The following is a 14,065-nucleotide window of genomic DNA, read 5'->3' on the forward strand; positions in this document are numbered from 1 at the left end:
GAAGGACGTGCCGATCGTGGCTCAGAGCACCGAGACCACCGACTGGGTCTCCCGTTTCGCGGATGAGGTCATCGAGGAGTCGGAGCGTCGGGCCCCGGGCAAACCGGTCGTCGTCGCGTCCGGACTCTCTCCCTCCGGCCCCATCCACCTCGGCAACCTGCGCGAGGTCATGACCCCGCACCTGGTCGCCGACGAGGTCCGGCGGCGCGGCCACCAGGTCCGGCATCTGATCTCCTGGGACGACTACGACCGCTACCGCAAGGTGCCGGCCGGCATCGCGGGCGTGGACGAGTCCTGGGCCGAGCACATCGGCAAGCCCCTGACCTCCGTCCCGGCCCCGCAGGGCTCGGCGTACCCGAACTGGGCCGAGCACTTCAAGGCGGCGATGGTCGAGTCGCTCGCCGAGCTGGGCGTCGAGTTCGACGGGATCAGCCAGACCGCGCAGTACACCTCCGGGGTGTACCGCGAGCAGATCCTGCACGCCATGAAGCACCGCGGTGACATCGACGCCGTGCTCGCCCAGTACCGCACCAAGGCCAAGGGCGGCGCCAAGAAGTCGCAGAAGCCGGTCGACGAGGCCGAGCTGGAGGCCGCCGAGGGGTCGGGGGCCGCCAGCGAGGACGACGGCTCCTCCGGCTCCGCCGGGTACTTCCCGTACAAGCCCTACTGCGGCAACTGCGAGAAGGACCTCACCACCGTCACCTCCTACGTCGACGACACCACCGAGCTGTCGTACTCCTGCGACGAGTGCGGCTTCTCCGAGACCGTCCGGCTCAACGAGTTCAACCGCGGCAAGCTGGTCTGGAAGGTCGACTGGCCGATGCGGTGGGCGTACGAGGGCGTCGTCTTCGAGCCCAGCGGCGTCGACCACTCGTCGCCGGGGTCGAGCTTCCAGGTGGGCGGCCAGATCGTCGGGATCTTCGGCGGCAAGCAGCCGATCGGGCCCATGTACGCCTTCGTGGGGATCTCCGGGATGGCGAAGATGTCGTCCTCGCGGGGCGGGGTGCCCACCCCGGCCGACGCGCTGAAGATCATGGAGCCGCAGCTGCTGCGCTGGCTCTACGCCCGCCGCCGGCCCAACCAGTCCTTCAAGATCGCCTTCGACCAGGAGATCCAGCGGCTCTACGACGAGTGGGACAAGCTGGACGCGAAGGTGGCGGACGGTTCGGCGCTGCCGGCCGACGTCGCCGCGCACTCCCGCGCGGTGCGCACGGCGGGCGCCGAGCTGCCGAGGACGCCCAGGCCGCTGCCGTACCGGACGCTCGCGTCCGTCGCCGACATCACCGCCGGCCACCAGGACCAGGCGCTGCGGATCCTCTCCGAGCTGGACCCGGAGAACCCGCTGGCCGCGCTCGACGAGGCCCGTCCCCGGTTCGACAAGGCCGAGGCCTGGATCAACACCCAGGTCCCCGCCGATCAGCGCACCATCGTCCGCGACGAGCCCGACGCCGAGCTGCTGAAGTCCCTCGACGAGGCGTCCCAGCAGTCGCTGCGGCTGCTGCTCGACGGACTGGAGTCGCACTGGTCGCTCGACGGGCTGACCCATCTCGTCTACGGCGTGCCCAAGGTGCAGGCCGGCTTCTCCGCGGACGCCACGCCCAAGGAGCTGCCGCCGGAGATCAAGACCGCCCAGCGGTCGTTCTTCGCGCTGCTGTACCACCTGCTGGTGGGCCGGGACACGGGACCGCGCCTGCCCACGCTGCTGCTGGCGGTGGGGCAGGAGCGGGTGCGGGCCCTGCTCGGGGAGTGACACCGGTTCCACGGTGATGGGGGCGCCCGGTGAACACCGGGCGGCCCCATCGTCGTACGCCGTCCCCTCAGGCGATGTGGTCCTCCTCCAGCTCCGCCGAGTGGCGCTGCTGGAAGCGTTCCGCCATGGTCTTCAGCGCGCTGGGGCTCAGCGACGTGCCGTACGTCGCCTGGATGTTGTCGCCGAGCACCCGCGGCGTCGGATAGCTGCCGTCGATCGACTGACGGAAGATCTGGTAGTACTCGTCCTCACCCGGCTCCGCGGGCTCCGGCGTGCCGCCACCCTCACCGAGCTCACGTGTGCGGCCGGGGCTCACCGGGATCGGAAAGCTTCCGGTCTCCTCCGGCGAGGGCTCCTGGAGCGGGGGCTCCTCCTGGTACTGGTCCTGGTACTGCTCCGCCCGCAGCTGCTCCTGGTACCAGTCCTCGTAGTGCTCCTGGGGCTCGTACGAGGCGTTGTAGCCGCCCTGGTACTCGACCTGGCGAGGCGTGTTGAACCAGTCCTGCACATAGTCCGGTTCCTCGGCGGCGTCCGGGACGGCGGCCGGCTCCGGGCGCCGCTCGCTCGGCTGCGCCGACTGCTGGGGAACGGCTGCCGGCACGGCGGCGGGGCCGGCCGCGGCCAGGCCCGGGGCCTGAGCGGACACGTTCGCCGCGGGCACCGCGTCCAGGGCCTGCTTGGGCACCGGGGGCAGCAGGGCCGGCTCGATGCCCGCCGCCGCCAGACCCGCCGGGGCCGTCTGCGCCAGCGGGACGCCGTACCGGGCCAGGCGCAGCGGCATCAAGGACTCCACGGGGGCCTTCCTGCGCCAGGAGCGGCCGAAGCGGGAGCGCAGCCGGGCCTGGTAGACCAGGCGCTCCTGCTCCAGCTTGATGACCTGCTCGTAGGAGCGCAGCTCCCACAGCTTCATACGGCGCCACAGCAGGAACGTCGGCCCCGGTGACAGCAGCCAGCGAGTGAGCCGGACGCCCTCCATGTGCTTGTCGGCCGTGATGTCCGCTATGCGCCCGATCGCATGGCGGGCCGCCTCCACCGACACGACGAACAGGATCGGGATCACGCCGTGCATGCCGACGCCCAGCGGGTCCGGCCAGGCCGCCGCGCCGTTGAACGCGATCGTCGCCGCCGTCAGCAGCCAGGCGGTCTGCCGCAGAAGCGGGAAGGGGATGCGGATCCACGTCAGGAGAAGGTCGAGGGCGAGCAGCACACAGATGCCCGCGTCGATACCGATCGGGAACACATAGCTGAAGTTCCCGAAGCCCTTCTGGATGGCCAGCTCGCGTACGGCCGCGTACGAACCGGCGAAGCCGATGCCGGCGATGATCACGGCGCCGAACACGACCACGCCGATGAGAACGCGGTGCATCCGGGTCAGCTGCGGTGGCGCGGCCACTCGTACTCCCCTCCCCTTGCGTGTTGTTGCGCGCAACAGGGTGGCACATCTGTGCGGCGGGCGGATCGCCGTGACAGCCGAGCCCGGCCCCCATGGGGAACCGGGCTCGGCCAAAGGGCTTTGCTGAGCAGGGAGTTCGGGCTCAGCGGCACACAGGTGTGACGGTCAGCTCTTCTTCGACGCTGACTTGGACGGGGAGCTCGACGCCGTCTTCGAGGGGCTGCCGGAGGGGGACTTCGAGGGAGACTTCGAAGCCGACTTCGAAGGGGTGCTGCTCGGCGTGCCCGCACCGCCGGCGCCGTTGGCCTCCTTGACCGCGGCCACCGCCTCCTTGGCCGCCTTGCGCGCCAGCTTGTCCAGGGTGTCCGCGCTCGGGGTCTTGTCACCGGCGTAACCGGCGCCGTTGTAGTCGAGCGTGACGACCACGTTCTCCACCCGGGCCACCACCGTCTGCTGCTTGAAGGCGCCCTCCTTCTTCTTCAGGTCGTAGCGCACCGCGGTCGCCTCGTCGCCCACCCCGGCGACCGGCGCCGACTTCGTGTTCTTCGCGCCGCTGACCGCCCGGGCGTCCTGCAGTTGCGTCTCGTAGTGCTCCCGGGCCAGCTTGTCGCCCGAGCCGCGCGCGGCGTCCGAGTCGAAGCGCAGCAGGGAGACGTTGAGCCAGCGGAACTGCGAGCCCTTCACGCCGTTGTTGTCGAGGCTGCTCCAGGAGCAGGAGCCACGCGAGGAGGGGCTGTCCGACTTGCCGGCCTTGCCGGACTTGGCCTTGGGGACCAGGTCTTCCAGGGTCTTCTTCGACAGCACCTTGCACGACTGGGGAAGCGACTTGTACGCCGCCGCCTGCACGGTCGGCGTGGGGCTCGCGGAGGCCGACGTCGAGGCCGAGTCCTTCGCCGCGCCGTCTCCGGCTCCGTCGTCCGAGCCGGAGTCCGAAGAACAGCCCGCGGTGATCAGCATCACGGGGACGGCGACCGCGCCGGCAAGGACGCGGTGCAGGCCCTTCACCCGCTTCTCACGCTGCTCATGCTGGTCTCGCTTAGCTGCTCGCTGCATGGTTCCTTCACTCATGAGTGACACTCGTGGTTCCTGCGGTCGGATCGGGTCCGAGGGGCCACGGTACGCGGTGAAGAAGCTGTGCGGTCTCGTTTCGGTTACGTCGCACCCGGGCGCACCGGGGTGCCCGAGGGGCGCTACTCCGCCAGTTCGTCAGCCAGTTGCGCGGCCAGTTTCTGGGCCCTGTCCTGCATTTCCTCGCTGTCCGGGACCGTGCCGACGGTTGCCGGCTGCTCCGCGTACTCGATCGTCACGACCACGTTGGACGTGCGGAACACCACAGTCACCGTGCGCTGCTGGGCGGTCGAACCGGAGCCGCCGAGCTGGTCGTCGAGGAAGGCCTCGTCGCCGAGGTCCTCGAGGACGCGGGGCTGAAGCCCGGCCGGTGCCGAGGTGCCGGCGGAGGCCGAGGCGGAGGGGGACGCGGTGGCCGAGGCGGACGAGGACGCCGAGGATGAGGGTGAGCCGCTGGGGCGGCCGGACGGGGCGCCCGTACCCGTCTCGCCGGTCTCACCGGCGTCACCGGTCTCGGCGGTGTCGGTGCTCACCGGCTCCGGCAGGTCGGCGGCCTCCTGCTCCTTCGCGAAGAGCTGCTCCGCCTCGCTGTCGTCGCTGACCGATGTGTCGTACGACACCACGCGCGCGAAGTCGACGAGGAGATGGTCGGTGGCCTCGGCCGACTCCACCTTCCAACGGCACCCGGCCTTGCGGTCGGTGTCGTAGGTGGGCGTCGGAGTGCCCTCGTAGGTCTTCTCGCGCTGTTCCGCGTCGGCGAGCTGCTTGATGCCGGGCAGCAGGGAGTCGAGGGTCTCCTCGCCGACCACGCCGCAGGGTTCGGGGAGCGTGCGGTACCGGCCGGGCTCGGCCACCGCGGTCGCCGTACCCGAGTCGTCGGGGTTGGACTCGTCGGTGGTGCCGCCGTCGTCGGAGCCGCCGGTGCAGCCGGCCAGCAGCGCCGCGAGGAGCGCGGCGACGCCGGATACGTACGCCTTCCGCTGCACGGTCAGGCTCCTCTCCACGGTGGCCGGGTGGTCGGTCCGTTGCCGGTTCTTCAGTGTCCCCGCTGGTTAATCGCTTGCCGCGCGGGTGCGACCCCTGCAGACAATGTGTATCGCACGCACTGCCGTGAACGCCGGTCCGATGTCCCTTTTCATCGACCCTGGCGCCGGTATTGCGATTTCAGACTTGTGTTGGGTTTCCGGGGGATAGAGGACGATATGTCGTACGTGGAGATGCCGGGCGCGAAGGTGCCGATCCGGATGTGGACGGACCCCGCGACGGTCGAGGACGTGGCCCTTCAGCAGCTGCGCAATGTCGCGACGCTGCCGTGGATCAAGGGCCTGGCGGTCATGCCGGACGTCCACTACGGCAAGGGTGCGACGGTCGGTTCCGTCATCGCCATGCAGGGGGCCGTGTGCCCCGCGGCGGTTGGTGTGGACATCGGCTGCGGGATGTCGGCGGTGAAGACCTCGCTGACGGCCAACGACCTGCCGGGGGACCTGTCGCGGCTGCGCTCGAAGATCGAGCAGGCCATTCCGGTGGGCCGTGGGATGCATGACCACGCGGTCGATCCCGGCCGGCTGCACGGGTTCGCCTCGGCCGGGTGGGACGACTTCTGGGGCCGGTTCGACGGGATCGCGGACGCCGTCAAGTTCCGTCAGGAGCGGGCCGGCAAGCAGATGGGGACACTCGGCTCCGGCAACCACTTCGTCGAGGTCTGCACGGATACGACCGGTCATGTCTGGCTGATGCTGCACTCCGGTTCCCGCAACATCGGCAAGGAGCTGGCCGAGCACCACATCGGCGTCGCCCAGAAGCTCCCGCACAACCAGGGCCTGGTCGACCGCGACCTCGCCGTCTTCGTAGCGGACACCCCGCAGATGGCGGCGTACCGCAACGACCTGTTCTGGGCGCAGGAGTACGCCAAGTACAACCGCACGATCATGATGGCGCTCCTGAAGGACGTGGTCCGCAAGGAGTTCAAGAAGGCCAAGCCGACCTTCGAGGCCGAGATCAGCGCGCACCACAACTACGTGGCCGAGGAGCGCTACGACGGCATGGACCTGCTCGTGACCCGCAAGGGCGCGATCCGGGCCGGCTCCGGCGAGTTCGGGATCATCCCGGGCTCGATGGGCACGGGTTCCTACATCGTCAAGGGCCTCGGCAACGCCAAGTCCTTCAACTCCGCCTCGCACGGCGCCGGGCGGCGCATGAGCCGCAACGCGGCCAAGCGGCGCTTCTCGACGAAGGACCTGGAGGAGCAGACGCGGGGCGTGGAGTGCCGTAAGGACTCCGGCGTCGTGGACGAGATCCCGGGGGCCTACAAGCCGATCGAGCAGGTCATCGATCAGCAGCGGGACCTCGTGGAGGTCGTGGCGAAGCTGAAGCAGGTCGTCTGCGTCAAGGGCTGACGCGGCGAGGTCGAGGGCGGACGCGGCGAGTGCTCGCTCCGTGAGGGTGAGGTCCTCGGCGATCGTCGGCTCCGGCACTCCGAGCAGGCCCAGGATCAGGGCCGCCGGCAGGCCGGTGCGGTCCTTGCCCGAAGCGCAGTGGAAGGCCGGCGGGGTGCCCGACTCCGCTGCGTCCGCCACGAGTTCCAGGGCGGCACGGATCTCCTTCGTGCCGTCCTGCGCCACCTGAGTGCAGCGCTCGGCCGGATAGGGGCCGGGGTCCACGTCCGCGTCCGTCGTCGTCCAGCCGCCCAGGTCACGGAAGTTGTGCAGCACAGCGAAGGGTATGTGCCTGTCCGCACCGCGTGACCTACTGCGCCGCTACAGGTCCCGGTGCACCTTCGTGTTGGACGCCTGGGCGCGGGGGCGGACCACCAGGAGGTCGATGTTGACGTGGCTGGGGCGGGTCACGGCCCAGGTGATGGTGTCGGCGACGTCGTCCGCGGTGAGGGGCTCGGCGACGCCCGCGTAGACCTTCTCCGCCTTCTCCTTGTCGCCGGCGAACCGGGTCAGGGCGAACTCGTCCGTCTTGACCATGCCGGGCGCGATCTCGATGACGCGGACCGGGCGCCCGACGATCTCCAGGCGCAGGGTCTCGGCGAGGACATGGGCGCCGTGCTTGGCGGCGACGTAGCCCGCACCGCCCTCGTAGGTGGCGTGGCCGGCGGTGGAGGAGACGACCACGACCGTGCCGTCGCCGCTCGCGTCCAGCGCGGGAAGCAGGGCCTGGGTGAGGTTCAGGGTGCCGATGACGTTCGTCTCGTACATCGTGCGCCAGTCGGCCGGGTCACCGGTGGCCACCGGGTCGGCGCCGAGTGCGCCACCCGCGTTGTTGACGAGGACGCCGATCGTCCTGAAGGCCGTGGCGAACTCGTCGACCGCCGCGCGGTCGGTGACGTCCAGCTGGTAGGCGGTGGCCGAGTGACCGGCCGCGTTGATCTCCTCGGCCAGCGCCTCGATGCGGTCCTTGCGGCGGGCGGTCAGGACGACCCGGTAACCGGCCGCGGCGAGCTGCCGTGCCGCGGCGGCGCCGATTCCGCCGCTCGCGCCGGTGACGACGGCGATCCGGGCGGCGGGGGACGGGGCTGCGGTGGGCATGGCTGCTCCTCGTGCATGGTCGAGTCCAGGGACTGTCCGGCCAGGATAGGCGGGCGATGCGGTGCGACAATGGGATGGGTGATCCCCTGGGCAGGAGGTGGATCATGGGACAGGCACGCGAAGTCATGGACCGGCTCACCGCGGCGATCACCACGGCGGACTCCACCGCCATCGCCGAGCTCTACGCCACGGACGCGACCGCAGTCACCCCGGACGGCGGGGAGCTGCACGGGCGGGACGACATCGCCGCGTACTGGCGGCAGATGACGCAAGCGGTCCCGGACGGCAGGTACGAGACGGTGCACTCCTACGAGGTCGGCGACACCGCCATCGACGAGGGCGTCTTCACCGGCCGCAACACAGGGCCGATCCAGCTGCCCACCGGCGAGACGCTGCCCGCGACCCAGAAGGAGATCAGGATCCGCGGCGTGGACTTCGCCACCGTCGACGACAGCGGACACATCGTCGACTACCGGCTCTACTTCGACGAGATGGACTTCCTGGACCAGTTGGGGCTGCTGCCGCCGGCCTGACGCTCCGACTCTCAGCGGCGTGGTGCGTACATGATCACTGCCATGCCCACGAGGCAGATCAGGGCGCCTGTGATGTCCCAGCGGTCCGGGCGGTAGCCGTCGGCGATCATGCCCCAGGCCAGTGAGCCGGCGACGAAGACGCCGCCGTACGCGGCGAGGATGCGGCCGAACTCGGCGTCGGGCTGGAGCGTCGCCGCGAAGCCGTAGGCGCCGAGGGCCATGACGCCCGCGCCGATCCACAGCCAGCCCCGTTGTTCGCGCACGCCCTGCCAGACCAGCCAGGCGCCGCCGATCTCGAAGAGCGCGGCGACGACGAACAGGGCGGCGGAGCGCAGCACAAGCATGCGGCTCAGCTTCGCATGCCCGCACCCGGGTCCTCGCGTCACCTGTTGGACGGCGCCTGCCCGTGGCGCCGCGTGGGATACATCCGTACGACCACGGTGGAGCGAGGACTGGGCGGCCGGGAGCGGACGGTATGCGGCGGATGCGGATTGTGGCGGTGTGCGGGGCGGCCGTGCTGGCGGTGGTCGGCGGGGCGGCGCCGGGCGCCGGGGCGGCGGACGCGCCCGCGGCGGGCCTGGCGTATCACGGCTCCGCCGTCCTGTCCGCGGGCCGCGTCGACGTACGGTTCACGCCGCGCAACGACGGGCCGAAGGCGGTGCCGGACTCGACGGTACGGCTGCGCTGGTCGGCGCCGCTGGCGGAGCGGCAGACGCTGCCCAAGGGGTGTGCGCGGGCGGATGAGCGGACGGTGACGTGCCCGGTGGGCGCGCTGGCCGCGGGCAGGACCGGACAGCGGATCGCCGTGCGGGTACGCCTGACGGGGGCGCCGTCGGAGGTGCTGCTGGAGTTCGCCACCACGCCGGGCGGCGGGGCCGGCACGCAGCGGGTGCTCGTGCTGGACACGGGGGACACGTACTACTTCTGAACACCGGGGCTGTCGGCGTCGTAGCGCACGCGGGCCTCGCGGACCTCGTCGAAGTGGGTCTCCGCCCAGTCCTTCACGGCTGTCAGGAGCAGGGCGAGGTTCTGCCCGAGGGGTGTGAGCGCGTAGTCGACGCGCACCGGGACCGACGGGGTGACCGTGCGGGTGAGGAGCCCGTCGCGTTCCAGTGAGCGCAGGGTCTGGGTCAGCATCTTGGGGCTGACTCCGGCGATCTTGCGGCCGAGATCGCTGTAGCGCAGGGGGCCCGGGGCGAGGGCGGAGACGACGAGGCCGACCCACTTGTCGCTGATGCGGTCCAGCAGCTGGTTGGTGGGGCAGCTCTTGAGGAACGCGTCGTACTCGACACGGGCCTGCTCGCGGCGCTGGGCCGCCGTCGTGGTCGCCATGGCTCACCTCTGGGGTACATACGCACTCTCAGGTAACTACTTACCGATAGATAGTAACTCTTCCTAGGGTTGTGCGCAGTGATCGGGAGGACATCCCGGACGCGGACAGATCAGAAACCCTGAGGAGAGTCGCTGTGCGTGCTGTTGTGGTGAACTCGTTCGGTGGTCCGGAGGCCGTGGAGGTCGTGCGGACCGAGGTGCCGGAGCCCGCCGCGGGGCAGATACGGATCAAGGTCGGGGCCGCCGCGCTGAACCCCGTGGACGCAGGACTGCGGTCCGGCGTCTTCGGGGGTGAGGGGACGCGGATCGGGCTCGGCTGGGACGTCGCGGGGACGGTCGACGCGGTCGGTGCGGCCGTGGGCGGCCCGGCCGGGGGTCCCTGGGCCGTCGGCGACGCGGTGGTCGCGCTCCACTACGGCATGGTCGAGCCGCTGGGCACTCATGCCGAGTACGTCGTCGTACCCGCGAACGCGGTCGCGAAGGCGCCGGCCACGGTGGACGTCGTCCACGCGGCGACCCTGCCGCTGAACGCGCTGACGGCCGTACAGGCCCTGGATTCGCTGGAGTTGACGCCGGATACGTCGCTGCTGGTGACAGGCGCGGCGGGCGCGGTCGGCGGCTATGCCATCCAACTGGCCGCGCATCGGGGCCTGTCGGTGACCGGGCTGGCACGGGAGGGCGACGAGGCGCTCGTACGGTCGCTGGGAGCCACGCGGTTCATCAGCGGTGCCGTCGCGGAGGGCGGCTTCGACGCGGTGCTGGACGCCGCCTTCCTCGGCGAGAGCGCGCTGGCCCAGGCGCGTGACGGCGGCCGGTACCTCGGCGTCATCCCGCATGCCGAGCCCGCCTCGGTACGGGGCGTGCGGACCGGCGCGGTCGAGGTGAGCGCCGACGGTGCACAACTGGCGGAGCTGGTGCGGCTGCTGGACGCGGGCGTGCTGACGACGCGGGTGGCCGAGACCTTCGCACTGGACGACGCAGCCAAGGCACACGCCCGGCTCGCGGAGGGCGGCCTGCGGGGCCGGCTGGTGCTGGTGCCCTGACGCCGCGCCCGTGCGGGCCGTGGCCGTGAGTTTCCTGCCCTCAAGGACTCGCCGCGGGTCCCGTGCCCGCGAGCCCCGCCCTCAGGTCCCCGGCCCGCGGCGGTCCGCCTGCGTCTCCGCCGCGTAGGCCGTCGGCGGTACCCCCACCGTCGCCGTGAAGTCCCTGACGAGATGGGCCTGGTCGGCGTAGCCGAGGTCGGCGGCGAGGGCAGCCCAGTCGACGTCGCGGTGGGTGCCGGCGTGCTCCAGGGCCTCGTGGATGCGATAGCGCAGGATGACCCACTTGGGGCTGACTCCCACGTAGGCCGAGAAGAGCCGTTGCAGCGCCCGCACCGACAGGCCCCGCGCCTCGGCGAAGTCGCCGACGCGGCGCACGGTGCGGTCGGCGCGGATGCCGTGGACCAGGTCGATGGCGAGGTCGGCCTGCGGATCCGGTGCACAGGGCACGGCGAGCAGGAAGGCGTCGAGGGCGGCGACCCGGGCGCGGTCGTCGGCCGGGGTGACGATCGAGTCGGCGGTGTCCTTGGTGACCTGCGCGAACACCTCCTGTGCGGGCAGCGCGCGGCCGGTCCAGCGCGTCACCGGTGCCGTCGGGGCGTACGGCCGGAAGCCGCCGGGCCGGAACTTCGCCCCGCAGACCCGGCCCCGCCCGCTGAGCTTCCTGGTGTACAGGCCGAGCGCCACACCGGTGACCTCGCCGTACGGCGGCCCCTCGTCCTCGTCCCACTGGAAGGTGAGGTTGACGGCGGGGTGCGGGACGACGTGGGAGGCGTAGGGCGCGGGCAGGTCCCAGTCGATGAGCCAGTACCACTCGATGTACCGGCGCAGCGGTTCGGCGGGCTCGTGGCGACGGAACCGCACGCGGTTCAGCAGCCCGGACGGGTCGACGATCCCGCGGGTGTCGTGCCGGGGTGCCTCCATGGCGGGATCGTACGTCGCGTTTCTTCAAGAAGGGCAGCCGTCGATGTCCCTACCGTCGGGGCATGGACGCGAATGGTGTGAAGACGTACGGCATCGGCGAGCTGCTGGCGATGGCGCGCGAGCGGGCGGTTCCGGTGGTGCGGGGCATTCCCGACGAGGCGCTGACGGCACCCACGCCCTGTGCGGAGTACGACGTGAAGGCCCTCGTCAATCACCTCTACCAGGTGATCGTGCAGTTCCAGCGGCTGGCCGCGAAGGAGGCGTCGGACTTCGGCGACACCCCGGACCGGGTCACGGGGAACGCCGGGTGGCGCGAGGGGCTCGCCCGGGAGGCGGATCTGCTGGTGGCGGCCTGGTCCGCGCCGGGCGCCGAGGAGGGGCGGACCGGCGGGATGGACATGCCCGCGCGGCTGGTCGGCTCGATGGCGCTGCTCGATCTGACGGTCCATGTGTGGGACCTGGCACGGGCGACCGGCCAGGACTACGCGGGTGCCGGCGAGGCGGTCGTGGCGGAGCTGACCGGCGCGGTGGACACCCTGGCGCCGACGGCCCGGAGGATGGGGGTGTTCGGGGAGCCGGCCCCCGAGCCGGAGGGCGCGTCCCCCTTCGAGCGCCTGCTCGCGCGGACCGGCAGGGATCCCCACTGGGGGAGCCTCACCGGGGCAAGCCGCGAAGGCCGGGAATAGCCCGCCCGGGGTCTCCGTTCTCCAGGTATAGTTGAACCATCAACAATCTGGAGGGTGAGCGACCATGCAGTTCGGGATCTTCAGCGTCGGCGACGTCACGCCGGACCCCACCACGGGCCGTACGCCGACCGAGCGCGACCGCATCAAGGCCATGGTCGCCATCGCGCTGAAGGCCGAGGAGGTCGGGCTCGACGTCTTCGCGACCGGTGAGCACCACAACCCGCCGTTCGTGCCGTCGTCGCCGACGACGATGCTCGGCTACATCGCGGCGCGCACGGAGCGGCTGGTGCTGTCCACCTCCACCACGCTCATCACCACCAACGACCCGGTGAAGATCGCCGAGGACTTCGCGATGCTCCAGCATCTGGCCGACGGCCGGATGGACCTGATGATGGGCCGCGGCAACACCGGCCCGGTCTACCCCTGGTTCGGCCAGGACATCCGCCAGGGCATCAACCTCGCCATCGAGAACTACGCCCTGCTGCACCGGCTGTGGCGCGAGGACGTCGTGACCTGGGAGGGCAAGTTCCGTACGCCCCTCCAGGGCTTCACCGCCACGCCCCGGCCGCTGGACGGTGTACCGCCGTTCGTCTGGCACGGCTCCATCCGCTCCCCGGAGATCGCCGAGCAGGCGGCCTACTACGGCGACGGCTTCTTCCACAACAACATCTTCTGGCCCGCCGACCACACCAAGCGGATGGTCGAGCTGTACCGGACCCGGTACGCCCACTACGGCCACGGCACGCCCGAGCAGGCGATCGTCGGGCTGGGCGGCCAGGTCTTCATGCGGAAGAACTCGCAGGACGCGATCCGTGAGTTCCGGCCGTACTTCGACGTCGCGCCGGTGTACGGGCACGGCCCGTCGCTGGAGGACTTCATGGACCAGACCCCGCTGACGGTCGGCTCCCCGCAGCAGGTCATCGAGAAGACGCTGGCCTTCCGCGAGTACGCCGGCGACTACCAGCGCCAGCTGTTCCTCATGGACCACGCCGGGCTGCCGCTCAAGACCGTCCTGGAGCAGCTCGACCTGCTCGGCGAGGAGGTCGTGCCGGTGCTGCGCAAGGAGTTCGCCGCCGGGCGGCCTGCCGACGTGCCGGACGCGCCGACGCACGCCTCCCTGCTGGCGAAGAAGGGCTCGCAGGAGGTGACCGTCGCATGAAGCTCGTCGTCGTGTCCGCGGGGCTGAGCGTCCCGTCCTCCACCCGGCTGCTCGGCGACCGGCTGGCGGCGGCGACCGAGCGGTCGGCCGCGGACCCCGTGGAGGTCGAGGTCGTCGAGCTGCGCGACCTCGCCGTGGAGATCGCGCACAACTTCACCAACGGCTTCCCCGGCAGGCGGCTCGCCGCCGCGATCGACGCGGTGACCTCGGCCGACGGCCTGATCGCCGTCACACCGGTGTTCTCCGCGTCGTACAGCGGGCTGTTCAAGTCGTTCTTCGACGTGATCGAGAAGGACGCGCTGGCGGGTCTGCCGGTGCTGATCGCGGCGACCGGCGGCACCGGCCGCCACTCCCTGGTCCTGGAGCACGCCCTGCGTCCGCTCTTCGCCCACCTGCGGGCCGTGGTCGTCCCGACCGGCGTCTACGCCGCCTCGGAGGACTGGGGTGCCGAGGGGCTGGAGGCGCGCATCGAGCGGGCGGCGGGGGAGCTGGCGGGGCTGATGCGGGGGCTGTCGGGCGCCGGCGCACCCGCCCGGGACGAGCCGGCGGTGGTGCCGTTCGCGGAGCAGCTGGCGGCACTGCGACCGGCCGGGTGAGAGGCCGGTAAGAAGGGCGCCCGGAGAGCCGCTCGGCACGTCGTACGACCG

General features: G+C 71.2%; 15 protein-coding genes and 1 pseudogene. 8 read left to right on the top strand and 8 right to left on the bottom strand.

Annotation, left to right across the window (positions count from 1 at the left end):
- The first annotated feature begins 7 nt into the window (after positions 1-7).
- Positions 8-1,750 (top strand): lysine--tRNA ligase, encoded by a 1,743-nt coding sequence (gene lysS / locus ACHBTE_RS04575; protein WP_394722051.1) that lies wholly within the window; start codon positions 8-10, stop codon positions 1,748-1,750.
- Between the two features lie 67 nt (positions 1,751-1,817).
- Here the strand turns inward: lysS and ACHBTE_RS04580 are convergent, their stop codons facing one another.
- From ACHBTE_RS04580 to ACHBTE_RS04590, 3 genes are all read right to left on the bottom strand, one after another.
- Complete coding sequence (locus ACHBTE_RS04580; RefSeq protein ID WP_394722053.1) at positions 1,818-3,143, bottom strand: DUF2637 domain-containing protein; 1,326 nt, start codon at positions 3,141-3,143, stop codon at positions 1,818-1,820.
- Between the two features lie 165 nt (positions 3,144-3,308).
- Positions 3,309-4,196, bottom strand: coding sequence for a DUF3558 family protein (locus ACHBTE_RS04585; RefSeq protein ID WP_394722054.1), 888 nt, complete (start codon positions 4,194-4,196; stop codon positions 3,309-3,311).
- A gap of 137 nt (positions 4,197-4,333) precedes the next feature.
- Complete coding sequence (locus ACHBTE_RS04590; protein ID WP_394722056.1) at positions 4,334-5,197, bottom strand: DUF3558 domain-containing protein; 864 nt, start codon at positions 5,195-5,197, stop codon at positions 4,334-4,336.
- A 216-nt stretch (positions 5,198-5,413) separates the two neighbouring features.
- Here ACHBTE_RS04590 and ACHBTE_RS04595 point away from each other — a divergent pair, with 216 nt between their 5' ends.
- On the top strand, positions 5,414-6,607 hold the full coding sequence (locus ACHBTE_RS04595) for an RtcB family protein (protein WP_394722057.1): 1,194 nt from the start codon (positions 5,414-5,416) through the stop codon (positions 6,605-6,607).
- 9 nt (positions 6,608-6,616) lie between these two features.
- Here ACHBTE_RS04595 and ACHBTE_RS04600 read toward each other — a convergent pair.
- Both ACHBTE_RS04600 and ACHBTE_RS04605 read right to left on the bottom strand, forming a co-directional pair.
- Positions 6,617-6,922 (bottom strand): annotated as a pseudogene (locus ACHBTE_RS04600) (tyrosine-protein phosphatase); the annotation flags it as partial.
- 45 nt (positions 6,923-6,967) lie between these two features.
- Positions 6,968-7,744, bottom strand: coding sequence for an SDR family NAD(P)-dependent oxidoreductase (locus ACHBTE_RS04605; RefSeq protein ID WP_394722058.1), 777 nt, complete (start codon positions 7,742-7,744; stop codon positions 6,968-6,970).
- A 104-nt stretch (positions 7,745-7,848) separates the two neighbouring features.
- On the opposite strand from ACHBTE_RS04605, the gene ACHBTE_RS04610 reads away from it, so the two are divergent.
- Positions 7,849-8,277: an ester cyclase gene (locus ACHBTE_RS04610; protein ID WP_394722059.1), complete on the top strand. Its 429-nt coding sequence runs from the start codon at positions 7,849-7,851 to the stop codon at positions 8,275-8,277.
- An 11-nt stretch (positions 8,278-8,288) separates the two neighbouring features.
- On the opposite strand, the gene ACHBTE_RS04615 is transcribed toward ACHBTE_RS04610, so the two are convergent.
- A complete protein-coding gene (locus ACHBTE_RS04615; RefSeq protein ID WP_394722060.1) occupies positions 8,289-8,621 on the bottom strand; it encodes a YnfA family protein in 333 nt (110 codons plus the stop codon).
- Positions 8,622-8,761: 140 nt separating this feature from the next.
- Here ACHBTE_RS04615 and ACHBTE_RS04620 point away from each other — a divergent pair, with 140 nt between their 5' ends.
- Positions 8,762-9,205: a hypothetical protein gene (locus ACHBTE_RS04620; RefSeq protein WP_394722061.1), complete on the top strand. Its 444-nt coding sequence runs from the start codon at positions 8,762-8,764 to the stop codon at positions 9,203-9,205.
- Here ACHBTE_RS04620 and ACHBTE_RS04625 read toward each other — a convergent pair.
- A complete protein-coding gene (locus tag ACHBTE_RS04625) occupies positions 9,196-9,609 on the bottom strand; it encodes a winged helix-turn-helix transcriptional regulator (protein ID WP_394722062.1) in 414 nt (137 codons plus the stop codon). The two genes, ACHBTE_RS04620 and ACHBTE_RS04625, sit on opposite strands and share 10 nt — an antisense overlap.
- A 134-nt stretch (positions 9,610-9,743) precedes the next feature.
- Between ACHBTE_RS04625 and ACHBTE_RS04630 the strand changes: the two genes are divergently transcribed.
- Entirely contained in the window at positions 9,744-10,652 is a 909-nt protein-coding gene (locus ACHBTE_RS04630; RefSeq protein WP_394722063.1) for an NADP-dependent oxidoreductase, read from the top strand.
- Between the two features lie 81 nt (positions 10,653-10,733).
- On the opposite strand, the gene ACHBTE_RS04635 is transcribed toward ACHBTE_RS04630, so the two are convergent.
- Entirely contained in the window at positions 10,734-11,573 is an 840-nt protein-coding gene (locus ACHBTE_RS04635; RefSeq protein ID WP_394722064.1) for a DUF6597 domain-containing transcriptional factor, read from the bottom strand.
- A 62-nt stretch (positions 11,574-11,635) separates the two neighbouring features.
- Here ACHBTE_RS04635 and ACHBTE_RS04640 point away from each other — a divergent pair, with 62 nt between their 5' ends.
- From ACHBTE_RS04640 to ACHBTE_RS04650, 3 genes are all read left to right on the top strand, one after another.
- Positions 11,636-12,259 (top strand): TIGR03086 family metal-binding protein, encoded by a 624-nt coding sequence (locus ACHBTE_RS04640; protein WP_394722065.1) that lies wholly within the window; start codon positions 11,636-11,638, stop codon positions 12,257-12,259.
- Between the two features lie 64 nt (positions 12,260-12,323).
- On the top strand, positions 12,324-13,418 hold the full coding sequence (locus tag ACHBTE_RS04645) for an LLM class flavin-dependent oxidoreductase (protein WP_394722066.1): 1,095 nt from the start codon (positions 12,324-12,326) through the stop codon (positions 13,416-13,418).
- Positions 13,415-14,014, top strand: coding sequence for an FMN reductase (locus ACHBTE_RS04650; RefSeq protein WP_394722067.1), 600 nt, complete (start codon positions 13,415-13,417; stop codon positions 14,012-14,014). The genes ACHBTE_RS04645 and ACHBTE_RS04650 overlap by 4 nt, the downstream gene beginning before the upstream one ends.
- Positions 14,015-14,065 lie beyond the last annotated feature (51 nt).

Origin of the sequence: Streptomyces sp. M41 (assembly GCF_043673425.1) — a bacterium.
Classification (GTDB): domain Bacteria; phylum Actinomycetota; class Actinomycetes; order Streptomycetales; family Streptomycetaceae; genus Streptomyces.

Excerpts from the sequence above, each read along its gene's own strand:
- ACHBTE_RS04605 (WP_394722058.1), bottom strand. The coding sequence starts at position 7,744 with ATGCCCACCGCAGCCCCGTCCCCCGCCGCCCGGATCGCCGTCGTCACC.
- ACHBTE_RS04585 (WP_394722054.1), bottom strand. The coding sequence starts at position 4,196 with ATGCAGCGAGCAGCTAAGCGAGACCAGCATGAGCAGCGTGAGAAGCGG.
- ACHBTE_RS04595 (WP_394722057.1), top strand. The coding sequence starts at position 5,414 with ATGTCGTACGTGGAGATGCCGGGCGCGAAGGTGCCGATCCGGATGTGG.
- ACHBTE_RS04625 (WP_394722062.1), bottom strand. The coding sequence starts at position 9,609 with ATGGCGACCACGACGGCGGCCCAGCGCCGCGAGCAGGCCCGTGTCGAG.
- ACHBTE_RS04610 (WP_394722059.1), top strand. The coding sequence starts at position 7,849 with ATGGGACAGGCACGCGAAGTCATGGACCGGCTCACCGCGGCGATCACC.
- ACHBTE_RS04640 (WP_394722065.1), top strand. The coding sequence starts at position 11,636 with ATGGACGCGAATGGTGTGAAGACGTACGGCATCGGCGAGCTGCTGGCG.
- ACHBTE_RS04615 (WP_394722060.1), bottom strand. The coding sequence starts at position 8,621 with ATGCTTGTGCTGCGCTCCGCCGCCCTGTTCGTCGTCGCCGCGCTCTTC.
- ACHBTE_RS04650 (WP_394722067.1), top strand. The coding sequence starts at position 13,415 with ATGAAGCTCGTCGTCGTGTCCGCGGGGCTGAGCGTCCCGTCCTCCACC.
- ACHBTE_RS04620 (WP_394722061.1), top strand. The coding sequence starts at position 8,762 with ATGCGGATTGTGGCGGTGTGCGGGGCGGCCGTGCTGGCGGTGGTCGGC.
- ACHBTE_RS04645 (WP_394722066.1), top strand. The coding sequence starts at position 12,324 with ATGCAGTTCGGGATCTTCAGCGTCGGCGACGTCACGCCGGACCCCACC.
- ACHBTE_RS04635 (WP_394722064.1), bottom strand. The coding sequence starts at position 11,573 with ATGGAGGCACCCCGGCACGACACCCGCGGGATCGTCGACCCGTCCGGG.